The following is a 15350-nucleotide window of genomic DNA, read 5'->3' on the forward strand; positions in this document are numbered from 1 at the left end:
AAAAGAGTTATGAAATTCACCGGCGAACGCTTTGTCCCAGATCAGAAGGGCAACATCGAGCTCGAACACGTGCACCGGTATCTGTGTGCCGCTGAGCTTTGCAAAGGTAAGAACGTGCTGGATATCGCCTGCGGCGAAGGCTACGGCTCGTCGCTGCTCGCCCGCGGCGCGGCCTCTGTCATCGGCGTCGATATTGCCCAGGAAGCGATCGATCACGCGTCGCGCCATCACGCGGCTCCGAACCTTCAGTACCGGGTGGGCTCGGCGGCGAAAATGCCCGTCGATGACGCGTCGGTCGATGTCGTGGTGAGCTTCGAGACGATCGAGCATCACGATCAGCACGACGAAATGATCGCGGAAATCCGGCGCGTGCTGCGACCCGGCGGCCTGCTGATCATGTCGAGTCCCGATCGCGTGGTCTATTCCGACATCCCCGGCTTTCACAACGAATATCACGTCAAGGAATTGACCCGTGCCGAGTTCGAGGCCTTGGTGCGCGCTTCATTTACGCATGTCGCGATGTATGGACAACGCGTGGTCTACGCATCGGCGTTGCTGGCCGAGCACGACGGCCGCATCGAAAGCTTCCGCAAGTCGACGGACGGCGTCGAGCAATGCACCGGCTTGGTCGCACCGATGTATCTGATCGCCGTTGCATCCGATGGCGAGCTGCCCGCGCTGGCGTCCGGCGTGTTCGAGACCGACATCGGCGAGTCTGATGCCGTGGCTCAACTGAAGGCTACCATCGCCGCGCGCGACCACGAGATTTCCGAATTCCGCGAAGGCCGCACCGCGCTCGAAGCCGCGTTCCACCAAGTTCGAGGCGCCGAGGAAGAGGCCCGGGCTGCGTATGCGCGCACCGAACAAGCCCGCGCTCAGGCACAGGAAGCGCTTGAGGCGGCACGAGCGCATATTGAAGCGCAAGCGGCGCAACTCGAGCGTGCTAACTCCACGGCGCATTCGCTGCGCGGCGCGGCCCGCAAGCAGCAAATCGAGTTCGCACGTTTGCAGGCCGAGAAGCAGGGACTCGAAGCTTCGCTCAACCGGCTCGGCGCCTCGGTCGAGCAGCTCAACACAGCCGTGCATGCTTATCGCGAGTCGTTCAGCTGGCGCATCACCGCGCCCGTCCGTGTGGCGAGCCGCGTGGCGCGGCGCGCACGCAGCGCCACGCGCGCGCTTTACCGCTTGATGACCTCCGCGGGCACGCCGGCGTTCATGCCCGTCCACGAAATGGAGTCGACAGGCGGCAATGATTTCATCTCGACGGGCGCCGATCCGCAGGTCGCCGTTGCGCCGCACTGGGCGGGATTGCGTGCGGGCTGGGCGGTCCTGACCGTCGATATGGATTCGAACGAGCCGAGCCTGAACCCGGTCCTTTACGCCTTCCACGGCGCCGACGGCGCGCAGGTTTCGTCGTATGCCATGCCAGGCTACGGCAAGGGGCGCGAGAAGCGCCTGATCGTACTGCCGCCGGACGTGCGTTCGCTGCGTTTCGATCCGACCGATCGTCGCGATGTCCGTTTCAGCCTGAAAGACGTGTCCGTGCGCAGCATCGGCCGGCTGGGTCTGTTGCGCTTGGGTTATGCGGCGCTGTCGCGGGCGCAACGCGCGCAGGTCTGGCGCGCGCTGGTGGGCGGAAAGCTGCGGCTCGCCAAGACGCTTGTGCGCTCAGGCATTGTCGGCAAGTACGACAAGGGCGAGTATCGCGCGTGGGTGGAGACCTACGACACGCTGACCGAACCGGATCTCGTGCGCCTGCGCGAACTTGGCGACGCGCTTGCGAACAAGCCGCTGATTTCCGTGGTGATGCCCGTCTATAACACGCGTCCGAAATATTTGCGCAAGGCGCTCGACAGCGTCATCGCGCAAACCTATCGTCACTGGGAGTTGTGCATCGCCGACGATGCCTCGCCGAATCCGGAAATCCGCGCGGTGCTGGAAGAATATATGCGCCAGGACGCGCGCATTCGCGTTGTGTTTCGCGAGAAGAACGGCCATATTTCGGCGTCGAGTAATTCGGCGCTAGAAATCGTCAAGGGCGAGTTCGTCGCGCTGATGGATCACGACGACGCCATTCCCGCGCATGCGCTCTTCATGGTGGCCGACGAAATCAATCGTCATCCGGACGTTGATCTCATCTACACGGACGAGGACAAGGTCGACGAGAATGACCAGCGTCACGATCCGCACTTCAAGACCGACTGGAATCGCGAGCTCTTCTACTCGCAGAATTTCATCGCGCACCTCGGCGTGTACCGGACGTCGATCGTGCGGCAGATCGGTGGTTTCCGCGCAGGCTTCGAAGGCAGTCAGGACTACGATTTCGCGCTGCGCTTCCTCAAGCACACGGATGGCCGGCGAATACGGCACATTCCTCACGTGCTGTATCACTGGCGCATTTTCCCAGGGGTGACAAGCTTCTCGACCGATAATCCCGATGCCTCGATCGACACCGCGCAGCGCGCGATGGTCGAGTATTTCGCGGATGTCGAACCGACGTCAGAAGTGGTCGGGATCGACAGCTTCCCGGGCTGGTGGCGTATCAAGCGCCAGCCGCCCGCCGAGCTGCCGCGCGTCTCGCTCATCGTGCCGACCCGCGACCGTCTGGGAGTGCTGCGCGCTGCAGTCGACGGGCTGATGCATGAAACGAATTACGAGAACCTCGAAATCATCGTGGTCGACAACGACAGCGAAGAAGCCAAAACGCTCGAGTATTTCAAGGAAATCAAGCGCGACACACGCGTGAAGGTGCTGCGCGTGCCGGGTGCCTTTAACTTCTCGGCTCTGAATAACGCGGCCGTGGCGGTTTCGACGGGTTCGGTGATCGGGTTCATCAACAACGATATCGAGATCATCCATCCCGACTGGTTATTGGAGATGGTCACACAACTGGCGCAGCCGAACGTCGGTGCGGTCGGCGCAAAGCTCTACTACGCCAACGATACGATCCAGCACGCCGGCGTCGTGCTCGGTCTGTACGGCGTGGCCGCGCACGGACATCGCCATTTCCCGCGCAATTCGATCGGTTACTTTGGCCGTCCGATGCTGGTGCAAAACATGACGGCAGTCACGGCGGCCTGCATGCTGGCGCGCAAGGATGTGTTCGAGCAGGTGGGCGGTTTCGATGAGATAAATCTGACGGTCGGCTATAACGACGTTGATCTGTGCCTGAAGATTCGCGAGGCCGGCTACGACATCGTCTATACGCCGTTCGCCGAGCTGTACCACCTTGAATCGATTTCGCGTGGCGCGAATCTTTCGGCGGCGCAGATCGAGCGCGATGCGCGCGAGCGTGCGTATATGCTGACGCGCTGGAGCGACGTGATCGCTCACGATCCGTTCTACAGTCCGAACCTCACGGTTACAGCGGAAAACTACGGCCTTGCCTTTCCTCCACGAGCGATGAAGTGTTGGAGAGCGACCGGTACGCAGGTGCAATAAACATGAAAGCTAGTGCAAAACGGGGATTGAGGCGGATCATCAGACGTACCGCACCGGGGCTTGCGGATCGCCTGAGTGTGGTGTTACGTGCGACGCGCGGCTCGGCGGTGCGCAACGCGGCGCGGTTTGGGAACCTGATAGCGCATGTACAGGACAGTCAGACGGCATTCGACGAGCGCGCGCACATCGCTGATGCCGATTTGAGCGCGCTCGCCGCCAATACGTCGATCGTCATCGTCGGCGTTGCGCCGTTCGACAACGTCTCGATCTTTGTCGATGAACTTCGCAAGGAAAAGCTGGACGTCGCCGAAATCGTCGTGGTCGATGCGACGGCCGAACAGCCGCGTCTCGTGGCGATCCGCGATCACGTTGCGTCGTGGCTGCGACGCCTACCGCTCACGCGTTTCAAGGTGGCGACGTACACGCTGCAGGACGTGCGGTTCGCCGAGGCGTTCTCGCAAGGCTGGCGCGAGACGCAGCACGAGAACGTATGGATCGTGGGACGCTACGACGTACCGCTCGACGGCTGTTTCACGTATCTGCTCAAGACTGAGCTCGAGCAGAAGCGCCGCGCGGTGATCGTTTCGGGCGCCGTCGGCCCGGATGCGGCCCTGCGCTCGATTACTGTCGACCCAGCGCCGGTGCGTGCCCAGTCAGCCGAAGTCCTTGACGAGGAGCAGAGCGCCGCGTTGCTCGCGCGCGCTGTCACGGCTAACAAGCGCAAGACCGGGAAATTGCCGCCGACCGAGCCGGTGCGTGAGTTTTCCGAAGGGATATTCGGTGGCCCGCGCGCATTGCTGGCTGACGATTCCGGCCAATTGCTCGACACACGTTTCTTGGGCAATCTCGCAGTGACGGACTTCTCGCGAAGGCTGGCGGCGAGAGGCGTCAATATTGTGCGCAGCGGTTGTGCGTACTCACGCTCGATGCTGGCGAAATTGACTGATGCCGGCCCGTCCTGGGAAGCAATCTACGATTTGCGACGCATCGATTCCAACGCGGCATCTACCGTTTGCGACGAAAGCGAAGTGATCGAGATCGTGTGCCCGTTCCATCGCGGCGACATGGTCATCGCCGCTCAAGTGGCGGCTAGTGGGGCGGAGGCGGGCAAGCGCGTTCGGCTGCATGTCGCGGAGCCGCTTGTGTCGTGGGCGAAAGAGTTTCCGGGAATTCACGTCGAGTCGATCCCGGTGCCGGTTGCAGCGGCCGAAGACACCTATCGTGTGCTGCTGGACTCCTACCAGTATGTGTCGTTGCGCCCCGATGCGGTGCCGCGCGTCGCACGTTGCCATCCGGTCCGGAGCTTGTCGGACACAGGCCGCAATCTGGTCGAATACATGTTGGAAGAGGCAGGGCTGCCGCTGGAAACGCGCTTGCCCAATTTGCCGCCGACCAGCACGGATGCACACCGTGTTCGCGCGCGAGAGATTGTCGGCGCCATTGGCGAACACGTCGTTTTCGTGCACCCGCTTGGCGGGTGGAGCCTGAAATCGATTCCTCCGCACATCATGGCCGGGCTGGCGGAAGAAGTGCATCGCGCCGGATTCAAGCTCATCCAGATTGGTGCGGCGAACGATCGCCGGGTCACTCACACCGATGGCGCGATCCTCGAGAATTTCATGCCTTCGCAATGGAAGGAAATTCTTCCACTCGGCCGCGCGTTGATCTGTGTCGATTCATGGACGTCGCATTTCGCCGCGATTCTGGACATTCCACAAATCTGCGTCTACGGCTCGACGCATCCGGATCACGTGAGCTCCAAACGCTGGTTCCGCAGCCAGAGGAGTCCTTGCCTGAATCTCGGGCCTATCGTAAATTGCTCGCCGTGTAACTCGCTGACCTGCATTGCGTACCCCGACCGCGACTACTGCACGGGCTACACGGTCGACCGGCCCGCGTTGCAGGCGTTCTTCTCCATGTTGCCGGCCGTCAGCGAACATTGACGGCATGCTTCTGCAATCTTCGCCGTCGAGGCTGAGATTGCAGCCGCGTCGCAGTGCATTGCAGATTCAGAGTGCGGGCGATCGTTCTGCCTTCGTTGCGGCGCTGGAGAGGCGGATCGGCGGAAACTCGATGAGCCGATAGGTCAGCGTGGCGAGCAGCACCGTGATCGCAGCCACGCCGGCGCCGATGCCGAGATAGCTCGCGTGAGAGATCGACGCGATCGGTACAATGTGATTGACGAGCCGTGCAACCAGATAGAGCACCCAGTTGTGGAGCAAGTAGATGCTGTAGCTCAGCAGGCCGAGCAGGCGAGCTGCCTTGTTCGTCAGGATGCCGAACAAACTGTTGCCGCCCGAAATCACAAGAAACGGCACAAACATCAACGCGGCGGCGCTAGGCGAGTAGATCAACGGTTGCCCGGTTACGACAGCAGCGATGCAGGTGATGAGCAGCGCGGTGCCGACCGTGCTTCGGCACAGATTCTGAATGGCGGGAATGCGCACTGCCATCGCCGCCGCGCAACCCGCGACGAAGTACCATTCGACTTGCCCCGGCGAAAAGAGAGCAATGCACGCACATACGCCCAGCGCGACCAGCCACGTTCCCCAACGAAGCGCGAGTGCGCCGATCATCGGTAACAAGAGATAGAACTTCCACTCGTAGATCAACGACCAGAAAACAGTGTTGATGAGAGCCGTCTGGCTGAAGCCGTTGATCGGCGGCACGCCGGGGAACGTGAAAAGCAGCCACGACATTATCTGGGCCGTGAGGTCCGAAAGCGGTACGTTGAGCCGGAAATGGCTCAGTGCCACGGCCGTCGCCACCACGAGACCGGCGCTCACGAGATACATGGGAACGAGGCGGCGGACTCGATTCTGGTAGAAGCGCGTGGCATCGAAGCGCTCCTTGCTTTCAATTATCCGGCCCCAGAAAAGGAAGGCCGTAATCATGAAAAACATCCCCACCGAGCCGCGACCCAGAAACGTGCTGAACCGCGACGGCGTCAATTCCCATTGGCCGGTCAGGAAAAAGTGGTGATTGATGTGGATGTGATGCAGCACGACGCCCATCGCCAGAAAGCCGCGCAGACCATCGATTGCGTGAAAGCGCGACGACGTGATTTCACGATCCATCGCGCGTGCATAGAAGCCGCAAAAGCGATACGTGAGTTGTGCGACGGCAAGCGCGACGACGACAGAGAATAACGAGCCGAGTGCGATATCAGTTGATGTGAGCGGCATCTAGGCGAGGTTAAGTGAGATGGCATTCGACAGGCACTGCCAAAGCGCGATGACGATGGCGCTGCGAAGAAAGGCGCTCAGCGTTGCCCAGATGTCCCTCTGTTACATCGCAGCGAGAACGACATCTTGCTCTCACTCCTTTTTGTTCGCGCGACGCACGGCTCGATTGTAACTTCTGACGGAGGACCTTGGGCGACCGATTCACGATCAGCGGTGTACAGGTCATGCCTGGACTCGTTGAACGTCAGCATTTTTGATAATTTTTTGTTTGTAGAGCGCCGGGTGTCGGCAAAGCTGTTGCCAAAACGGCAATGCATGGACGAACTCAAGGTCGAGGTCGTCAGGCTGGGCGAATCAGTCAGTTAGCACGAAGCTGCGCGATGGTTTGAAGTATCAATGCATCGGCGCTCGCCCCGCTGATAGATACACTGCCCCCGGTTCGCACCATCAACACCTGACCACTAGAAGTGTTTCGACAATCGGTTCGATCCGCACAGTACGTCAGGATCGCATACTCTGATTCTCTAACGCCCTGCCCGCTCATCGGATCGAGGAATACCGTTGGCAATCCGTACGACAATGCGCTTGAAGTAGTATTGAAGCGTTGACGTAGCAAGCGGGCGATGACTCCACAGCGATCCTCCGAATGGACCTTTCGCGGCACAGGCCACATCGAGCAATCCCCTCCCGGGGGCAGCTCCTCGCAACGCCGGAGGTTTCCAGATCAAAGTCGATGAATTTCGGAAGGTCTCGGCACGACATTAGTTAGACCAGACGATACAGCCTATCGCCACCATTTATAAATTTGATTGTATCCGGCGAAAGCCTCTTGGATCCGTGTACGTTCGTCATCACCAAGCGCTGTCGGCTTCACTTGGCTTGATCTAATCGGATTTCCATAATTATCGGAGTAAGTGGGGTCGCTTCTGTCGATAGTAAATGACGTTTTTCGAAACCCCGTTCGGCCTATTTTGTATCCAAGATAGTTTTCAAGCACCGAAAATTCCTGCTCATCGAGAGCTACGATTCTTTCAAATCTGACGAAATGGATTTTGCCCTGTTGCGCCATTGCTGACTGCGAAACGCGCCAATAATAATTATATACCAAGGCAACCAATGAATCCAACGTTTCCTTTGCGCCTTGGCGATTTCGAACTTCTAGAAACGAAGCGATGACATCTCGCGGGTCTCTAATCGCGCAAATCACTTTAGGATTTTCGAAAAAATGTGAAATGTAATCTACATAAATAGACAGGTCAGGGTCTTTAAGAACCAAATTCTTGTGTGAGAAGTCTTTGAAATGGCTTTGAGCCGTCAACACAAATTTTTCGATACTCGGTTCAAAGATGGTCGCTAAGTGCTCGTTCGACACTGCGTAGGCGTGGAATCTGGCTTTGTCCGAATAATTCACCAGATCATGATAGTACTGGATTAACCGGGTGATAAAAGTGCATTCTGGCAGCATAGGGAAGGCCGTCGGCCCTTCGCTCAGCAGACTGCTCAAAAGTGTCGTCCCGCTGCGCGGGGCGCCGATGCAAAACGTCAATTCAAATGGAAATGTGAGCATATTTCGTGTATCTTACTTTTTCTTCCGCGTGGCCACTGGCAGCCAACAGTGGACTACAAGACATAGCGAGTCGGGCGGCCGGCTCGACGCTAAGGCTGCTGTCCAAGCCTCCGTAGACTAGTTGTCAAAGCCACGGCCCGCGGCGACCCCCGGGGCCGCTTAGGATTGCGGCCGGACGCGATGCCTTACTTACAAATACGCAATGATACACCCGACGGCAATTATCTCCGCAGGCGCAAGGATTGGGGCGGGCGTGAGGATTGGACCTTACACGATCATTCACGAAAATGTGGAGATTGGGGAAAACACTGAGATCGGCAGTCACTGTGAAATCGGTTGCCCCACGATGTTGTCTGATGGGCGCACTCTCAAGATCGGGAAAAACTCGTTAGTCAGGTCGCATAGCATTTTCTACGAGGGCTCGGAATTCGGTGAACAGTTAGTGACCGGGCACAGAGTGACCGTTCGAGAACTTACGATCGCTGGCCTCAACCTGCAAATCGGCACTTTGTCCGACGTGCAAGGAAATTGTCGAATCGGTGACTATGTGCGGCTACATAGCAACGTTCATGTCGGCCAGAGATCGGCGATTGGCAATTTCGTATGGCTATTTCCTTACGTTGTTCTCACTAATGATCCGCACCCCCCGAGTGAGGTATGCATTGGGGCAAAAATATCAGACTACGCTGCGATCGCTACCATGTCGGTGATCTTGCCGGGCGTAACCGTGGGGGAACGTTCGTTGGTAGCGGCTCATAGCTGCGTCAAGGCAGACGTAGCAAGCGACACAGTTGTCGGCGGGAGCCCTGCAAAATTCCTATGTGCTACGAGCAGAATTCGGTTGCAAGACGGAACTGAACGCAACGCATACCCTTGGACTGCCCATTTCCACCGTGGTTATCCTGAAGCGATGGTGAAAAGATGGACTGAGCAGATCCGTTCGGTGGATAGTTCTGACTCGACGACTTTGCGGTAGCGCCGCAAAGGCCGCTACGCAAGGATTGCAATCAAGATATGAAACGTCGTGCTCCAACGAGTGATATCTGGCGCGAAACGCTATATGAATGTCGACGCTAGCGGCGGCGCCAATGCCATCCGCACGAACCTCGGTAATGTAGATAGTAATCTTGCGGAAATCTCCCAAATGGAAGAGAGCAGTGACATTGATATTTCTGAGCAACTCCATTGTCTGTTTTTTCGCGATTGGTATCTGACGGAAAACCCAGACGTCGCCGCGGCTGGTATTGATCCGCTTCTACACTTTATGGAGCATGGCGCTCTTGAGGGACGCAGGCCATCTCCATATTTCGACGTCTCATGGTATCTGGACCGGTACTCGGATGTCCGTGAAAACGGCATTAACCCGCTAGTGCACTATGTGCGCGATGGCGCGGCGGAGGGGCGAAATCCCAATCCGTATTTCGATACCAAATGGTATGCGACGAACTATGCGGACGAAATAGGGCTTGGTTGTAATCCGCTTGTGCATTTCGTTGAGGTTGGTGAGGCGAAAGATTATCGCCCGAGCCTGAGGTTCGATGCGAAATGGTATCGGCGCGTCAATCCGGACATCGAATTTACTAAGCTAAGCCCGTTTGCACACTTTCTACTGTACGGGGAGAAAGAGGGGCGCGCGCCGTCCAGCGGCGACAATCATTTCGCGCGCGCATGCGATCTTGCCAGCTTTTTATCGTCGTTGGCTCCTGCGACGAAAGCGGTCCTCGCTAGCGTCGAGATGGACGTCACTTCGCTAAGAGCCGCCTTGACGACCACGAGGACACACGCAACGCACGGCGGAATTCAATGGTTCAAAGCGTCTGCTGAAGGCAAGGGAACGAGTGTTCCTTCGTTTCCCGGCCAGCCGTATGTGGCCCACCTACACAACGTGCGGGTCGTGGCCGGCACACGTTACATCGTCTCCGACGGCGACGTAATCCTGCATGACGAGGAGGCCGCGTTCGGCAGGCGCGAAGACGCTGCGCTGAAGTACCACCGCGCAAAGCGCCTCCCCGGCGGAAAGCTTCTGTTGCAATTTGATGCCCGTCAAGCGGCGTGGATCGATTCGGGCATTAGCGTAATGCATGAGTACTCGAACAACTATTTCCACTTCGTCGCCGAAACTCTTCCACGGATCGTGTTAGCCGAAGAATCGGAAATTCCGTCTGCCGTGCCAATCCTGTACGAATCGAATTTGCATCGGACGATGGTGGAGTTGTTGACGTCAGTCTGCCCGGCGTTCCGTCCATTGTTGCCGTTGGAGCCAGGGACGATGTTTTTGGTTAAAGAGTTATACCAGCCCTCCGATCTGACGTCTGTCGTCGATGCGTATGAAGGTGGCGAGTTGGCCGCACAGGCGATGCTTGACGTTACGAGAATTCGGAAAGCAGTAGCTACTTGCAAGTCAAAATTCAGTGACGGTTCGACTACAAGACGACGGAAAATTTATGCAGGGCGATCTTCCAGAAACCGCCACCTGTTGAACCAGCGTCAGTTGGAAAGTGATCTGGCTCGATTAGGTTTCGAGATTCTGCGATGTGAGGATCTGGACTTGGCGACGCAGATCCGGATATTCAACGAAGCAGAGGTAGTCATCGCCCCAACGGGTGCCCAAGTAACCAATATGGTTTGGAGCCCTCCCGGAGCCCGCTGGATAGTCCTTGCATCGGACCATCCGCATCACCAGCTTTATCTATGGGAACTGCTCGGAAAGGTTTCGGGAGCGGTTGTTGATTTTTTCCAGGGTCCTCGTGCTTTCAATCGCGACGATCGTTTTAGTGTGCACGACGACTATACAATCGACGTTAAACAGCTCTTGACTTTAATTTAATTAATTTAATGTTCTAAGAATGAACAACAAACTACCGGCCGCTGCGTCGCTTGATGAAGCAATTTCAGTTATTCATCTCCCGAAAATTACCGATCCGAGAGGCAACCTCACGTTTGCGGAAAGCTTTCGTCACATTCCGTTTGAAATACAAAGGGTTTACTACCTATACGATGTTCCCGGAGGGGAGTCCCGAGCGGGACACGCCCATTACGCTTTGCAGCAGCTGGTCATCGCCGTCTCCGGAAGCTTCGATCTGCTGGTAGACAACGGTTATGAAAAAAAGACTATTACATGCAACAGACCATACCAGGGAGTATTGTTGAACTCTCTAGTTTGGCGCGAGCTTAGTAACTTTTCTTCGGGCGCGGTTTGCCTAGTCTTGGCTTCAATGCCTTATGAAGAGGCGGATTACATCCGCGAATACGAAAAATTTGAGCAAGCGGTTGCGCAACGGAACCAATTATGATCCCATTTTTTGATCTCAGCGAAGTGCACGGCGAACTCGGTCAAAGCCTGACCACCGCTTTCGAAGAAGTCATGAGCCGCGGCCATCTAATAATGGGGCGCGAGCTTGAAGCGTTCGAAGATGAGTTTGCCCAATACTGTGGTTCGAAGTACTGCATCGGAGTCGGTAACGGGCTAGATGCCTTGACGCTTTCCCTAAGAGCGCGAGGCATCGGTCCAGGCGATGAAGTAATCGTTCCTTCGCAGACCTTCATCGCTACTTGGTTAGCGGTATCTATGGTCGGCGCAACGCCCATAGCGGTCGAGGTCGATGCGTCGACCTATACTTTAGATCCGCAAAGAATCGCGGAGAAATTGTCGCCCCGTACCGCTGCGATCATTCCCGTTCATTTATACGGACTTCCCGCAAATATGAGTGCGATTCGACAGCTGGCGGATACCAACAAATTATTCGTCCTCGAGGATGCGGCTCAGTCACACGGTGCCATGTATGAAAACAAGCGGTGCGGTGCGCTTGGGGATGCTGCGGCGTTCAGTTTTTATCCAACGAAGAATCTGGGCGCGATGGGGGATGGAGGCGCAGTCGTAACGGACGATAAAGCGCTCGCCGACAAAATCCGTATGTTGCGGAACTATGGTTCAACGGTGAAGTACGTTCATGAAACGGTTGGGGGAAATACGCGCCTGGACGAACTGCAGGCAGCATTTCTGCGGAAAAAACTGCCACTATTGGACGGTTGGAACGCAAAGCGTGGGGCGATCGCGAAGCGATACTCTGAAGCGTTGGCCTCTCTCGATGAGATAGTGCTTCCGACGGTTCCAACGGATCGGACGCATGTATTCCATCTATATGTGATTCGCTCGAAACGTCGGGATGCGCTCGCGCAAAGCCTTCAAGACCGGGGTATTTCGACTGCCGTTCATTATCCGATTCCACCCCATTTGCAAGCGGCGTTTTCTGGCTTGGGATATGTTAAGGGCTCTTTGCCTATTGCTGAAGCCACCTCTGAGGAAAGTCTCTCACTGCCGATGTGGCCACACATGCCTTTGGAGGTTGTCGACGCAGTCGCCCATTGCGTGCAACAATTTTTCGCAAAAGCGTGACACGGAGTTGTGACGCAATTTGGAAGCCCTCACTTGACGAAATCAGCACCGCTAGCATCTATTATTATCCCGATTTTCAACCACGCTCGATTCGCAGTTGAGACGGTTCAGAGCGCTTTGGACCAGACCTATCCGAATGTAGAGATCATCGTGGTCGATGACGGATCAACGGACGATGGCGCACTGCGCGTAGCGACTCGATTTGCAGATCGAATTTCCATCGTCCGGCAGCGCAACCTCGGTCCTAGTGCTGCCGTCAATGCAGGGGTGAGGGCGGCCAGCGGCAAATACATCGTGTTGTTAGGCGGCGACGATACTTGCGCGGCGGACCGGGTAGAGCACCAAATAGAGATTCTGGAAGGATCACGTAACGATATCGTTTTCTGTCGTCCAGTGTTGATTGACGATGGTAGCGAGCGCATATCCGATGACAGCGAGCCAGTATTTTTTAGAACCGATGTGGATTCGAACATCTCGTTGGAAGAGCTGTTCTTCAAGGAGAATTTTCTTTGTGCTTCGACGGCGACCGTGCGTACGGAAGTTTTTGGTCAACTTGGAAAATTCCACGAGGGACTTATCCAACTGCAGGACTACGAATTCTGGCTGAGGGCGCTTGCACAAGGGCTGCAGCTAAAACTGTTCGACTATCCAGTAGTTTGTTATCGGCGTCACGGAAGTAACCTTTCATCGGCCACACGGAGCGGCGCTGCGGTTGCTGAAATGCCGGTTGTTCTCTTGCGGACTCTAAGACAAGGTAAGCCGTCAATAATACGGAAAGTGTTTCGGAAGTTACTACCGCAGAATGTGTCAGTCGACACGGTGCTCAGTGATTTTGAGGTATGTTTGATCTTGTTGGCCCACCCCCGACGGGAGGTTCGAACGAGAGGATTGGAGTTCGCAATCGATCTGATGGAAAATTCAGAGTTTATGCAAAGTTCGATGGGCAGGCGATTAAACGCTTTTCGATTTCTTTACAATTCGTCAGCATAGTTCAATAGGCAATTTTTTTTGGAATGGTGTTAAATGAATTTTGAGAAGAAAAAGCCGGAAATAAAAAGGGTGAAACGCATGATAGGCAATAAAATTGCTTTACGCGGTGTAACCCGCTCGGATGCCTCATTTATCCTGTCGCTGAGGACCGATCCAAAAAAAAGCGCGTTTTTGTCGAAGGTAACCGAAGACCTAACTGCTCAACAGAAGTGGATTGAACGTTATTTGTCTGACTCCGGGCAGGCTTACTTCATAATAGAAGACCACAGTGGGCGAGAGTTAGGTACCGTCAGGCTGTACGACGCCAGAGGGAATAGCTTCTGTTGGGGAAGTTGGATTGTTGTCGAAGGCGCGCCATGGGCTGTTTCAATCGAATCTGCGCTTATTGTCTATAAATTTGCGTTGGATTTCCTCGGTTTTCAATGTGCACACTTTGAAGTAGATAAGAGAAACTCATCTGTTTGGACATTTCATGAGCGTTTTGGTGCCAAGCGTGTGGAGGAAACAGATATCGAATACAAGTACATGATCGATACCCCCTCGATTAGAGCGTCACTCGATCGTTACAGACGCTATCTTCCCGGAGATCTCGCGATTTGTCCGAGCTCAGATTAGAGGCTGGGCCGGTTGCGTTTAAGCCTGTGTTTGTACGGCGGCGCGCCTAAGGAGCATGTTCCCTCGCTGTTTCTTGAGACGGAGGGCCTCGGGAGCGCTCGGGTAGTGATGATATTGTTGGTGCCGGCTGGATCAGCCCCCGTACCTCCGGACACTGCCTCACCTTGACTTGATGATTCAGTCGTGCGCCGGGAATTCGCGTAGCGAAAGGTATTTCAACGCTATGGTGACGCTGCTCGTTGTAGTGCTCGCGGGCAACTGCAAGATTGCGAGCCGCCGTCGCAGCGTCAGGCTTGGGCATGAAGCTGGCATAATCTTACTTCATCATTTTCGCGAAACTTTCGGCCACGCCGTTACTCTGCGGGCTGCACGCATGCGTCGTCAACGGCTGCAGGCCTATGTCGGCAGCGAAGTCGCGGGTCTTCTCTGCGAGGCAGCACGAGCCGTACCCGTCAGCCATTCGATTTGCTTGGGGCCTTTACAATGCTGCCAAAGCGATGCTCTACGGCCGCAAGCATGACGTCGCGCACGATTTCGCCGCTGTGGCCGCCGGTCGTCGCCACCTAACTCATCGACTCGCGGTCGCTGCAATTCAATGCGAAGGTCACGCGCAGCGACTCGCCGTCGTTGCAGCGAAACTCGAAGCCGTCAGAACACCAGCGCTAGTTGCTTTTGGCGACAGCGACCTTGCCGTCATGGCGGCGCTGCGAAGTAAGCGTGGCAGCAGCGACGTCTTGACCGCAGATTGTGATTGTCACGCTGGGCTGCGGAGGTAATCGCGTGGTTCGCGATTCCGTAACTGTCTGACCACGACCGTTCTTGACAGCATGTTGATATCGGACAGTTGAACGCAGCGCGCTGAGTTCAGGCGGCGTCGTGGTGAAGCTAATCAGCGACGACCCATGGCAACAGTTCGTCGACGCGATTGACAGGATGCTTGGCGATGCGAGCGATGACGTGGCGCAGGTAGGCCTCGGGATCAAGGCCGTTCAGTTTGGCGGTGCCAACCAGGGTATAGATTGCGGCGCCACGTTCGCCGCCGCTGTCGGAACCGAAGTGCAGGAAGTTTTTTCTGCCGAGAGCGACGGCACGTAAAGCGCGCCCCGACGGGCAGTTCAAACTCCTCCACTTATGGGCAGTTAAATTCCCCCACCCC

General features: G+C 56.3%; 10 protein-coding genes and 2 pseudogenes. 8 read left to right on the forward strand and 4 right to left on the reverse strand.

Going from position 1 to position 15350, the window contains the following annotated elements; genetic code table 11:
• The first annotated feature begins 9 nt into the window (after positions 1-9).
• Together ACTJLB_RS30255 and ACTJLB_RS30260 are read left to right on the forward strand one after the other, a co-directional pair.
• Entirely contained in the window at positions 10-3441 is a 3432-nt protein-coding gene (locus ACTJLB_RS30255) for a glycosyltransferase (protein WP_440785419.1), read from the forward strand.
• A 2-nt stretch (positions 3442-3443) separates the two neighbouring features.
• The gene (locus ACTJLB_RS30260) at positions 3444-5384 is read left to right on the forward strand and encodes a glycosyltransferase family 9 protein (protein ID WP_440785420.1); all 1941 of its coding nucleotides are present in this window, start codon (positions 3444-3446) and stop codon (positions 5382-5384) included.
• A gap of 66 nt (positions 5385-5450) precedes the next feature.
• Here the strand turns inward: ACTJLB_RS30260 and ACTJLB_RS30265 are convergent, their stop codons facing one another.
• Together ACTJLB_RS30265 and ACTJLB_RS30270 are read right to left on the reverse strand one after the other, a co-directional pair.
• On the reverse strand, positions 5451-6626 hold the full coding sequence (locus tag ACTJLB_RS30265; RefSeq protein WP_440785421.1) for an acyltransferase family protein: 1176 nt from the start codon (positions 6624-6626) through the stop codon (positions 5451-5453).
• A 784-nt stretch (positions 6627-7410) separates the two neighbouring features.
• Positions 7411-8193 carry a sulfotransferase family protein gene (locus ACTJLB_RS30270; RefSeq protein ID WP_440785422.1) on the reverse strand — a complete coding sequence of 261 codons (783 nt, stop codon included), beginning with the start codon at positions 8191-8193 and terminating at the stop codon, positions 7411-7413.
• A 202-nt stretch (positions 8194-8395) separates the two neighbouring features.
• On the opposite strand from ACTJLB_RS30270, the gene ACTJLB_RS30275 reads away from it, so the two are divergent.
• From ACTJLB_RS30275 to ACTJLB_RS30300, 6 genes are all read left to right on the forward strand, one after another.
• Entirely contained in the window at positions 8396-9169 is a 774-nt protein-coding gene (locus ACTJLB_RS30275; RefSeq protein ID WP_440785423.1) for an N-acetyltransferase, read from the forward strand.
• Positions 9170-9253: 84 nt separating this feature from the next.
• On the forward strand, positions 9254-11020 hold the full coding sequence (locus ACTJLB_RS30280; RefSeq protein WP_440785424.1) for a glycosyltransferase family 61 protein: 1767 nt from the start codon (positions 9254-9256) through the stop codon (positions 11018-11020).
• A gap of 19 nt (positions 11021-11039) precedes the next feature.
• On the forward strand, positions 11040-11486 hold the full coding sequence (locus ACTJLB_RS30285) for a sugar 3,4-ketoisomerase (protein WP_440785425.1): 447 nt from the start codon (positions 11040-11042) through the stop codon (positions 11484-11486).
• A complete protein-coding gene (locus tag ACTJLB_RS30290; protein WP_440785427.1) occupies positions 11483-12589 on the forward strand; it encodes a DegT/DnrJ/EryC1/StrS family aminotransferase in 1107 nt (368 codons plus the stop codon). Before ACTJLB_RS30285 ends, ACTJLB_RS30290 begins: the two co-directional genes overlap by 4 nt.
• A 33-nt stretch (positions 12590-12622) precedes the next feature.
• Complete coding sequence (locus ACTJLB_RS30295; protein WP_440785428.1) at positions 12623-13579, forward strand: glycosyltransferase family 2 protein; 957 nt, start codon at positions 12623-12625, stop codon at positions 13577-13579.
• Positions 13580-13612: 33 nt separating this feature from the next.
• Positions 13613-14194, forward strand: a complete 582-nt coding sequence (locus ACTJLB_RS30300; protein ID WP_440785429.1) for a GNAT family N-acetyltransferase — start codon at positions 13613-13615, stop codon at positions 14192-14194.
• Positions 14195-14386: 192 nt separating this feature from the next.
• Here ACTJLB_RS30300 and ACTJLB_RS30305 read toward each other — a convergent pair.
• Together ACTJLB_RS30305 and ACTJLB_RS30310 are read right to left on the reverse strand one after the other, a co-directional pair.
• Positions 14387-14901: pseudogene (locus ACTJLB_RS30305) on the reverse strand (integrase core domain-containing protein); the annotation flags it as partial.
• Positions 14902-15079: 178 nt separating this feature from the next.
• Positions 15080-15310, reverse strand: a pseudogene (locus tag ACTJLB_RS30310) (transposase domain-containing protein); the annotation flags it as partial.
• Positions 15311-15350 lie beyond the last annotated feature (40 nt).

This window comes from Paraburkholderia sp. 22098 (genome assembly GCF_052045935.1).
GTDB lineage: Bacteria > Pseudomonadota > Gammaproteobacteria > Burkholderiales > Burkholderiaceae > Paraburkholderia > Paraburkholderia caledonica.

Bases quoted from the DNA above. Each gene is read 5' to 3' on its own strand.
- ACTJLB_RS30280 (WP_440785424.1), top strand. From the start codon at position 9,254: ATGAATGTCGACGCTAGCGGCGGCGCCAATGCCATCCGCACGAACCTC.
- ACTJLB_RS30285 (WP_440785425.1), top strand. From the start codon at position 11,040: ATGAACAACAAACTACCGGCCGCTGCGTCGCTTGATGAAGCAATTTCA.
- ACTJLB_RS30265 (WP_440785421.1), bottom strand. From the start codon at position 6,626: ATGCCGCTCACATCAACTGATATCGCACTCGGCTCGTTATTCTCTGTC.
- ACTJLB_RS30300 (WP_440785429.1), top strand. From the start codon at position 13,613: ATGAATTTTGAGAAGAAAAAGCCGGAAATAAAAAGGGTGAAACGCATG.
- ACTJLB_RS30260 (WP_440785420.1), top strand. From the start codon at position 3,444: ATGAAAGCTAGTGCAAAACGGGGATTGAGGCGGATCATCAGACGTACC.
- ACTJLB_RS30270 (WP_440785422.1), bottom strand. From the start codon at position 8,193: ATGCTCACATTTCCATTTGAATTGACGTTTTGCATCGGCGCCCCGCGC.
- ACTJLB_RS30255 (WP_440785419.1), top strand. From the start codon at position 10: ATGAAATTCACCGGCGAACGCTTTGTCCCAGATCAGAAGGGCAACATC.
- ACTJLB_RS30290 (WP_440785427.1), top strand. From the start codon at position 11,483: ATGATCCCATTTTTTGATCTCAGCGAAGTGCACGGCGAACTCGGTCAA.
- ACTJLB_RS30275 (WP_440785423.1), top strand. From the start codon at position 8,396: ATGATACACCCGACGGCAATTATCTCCGCAGGCGCAAGGATTGGGGCG.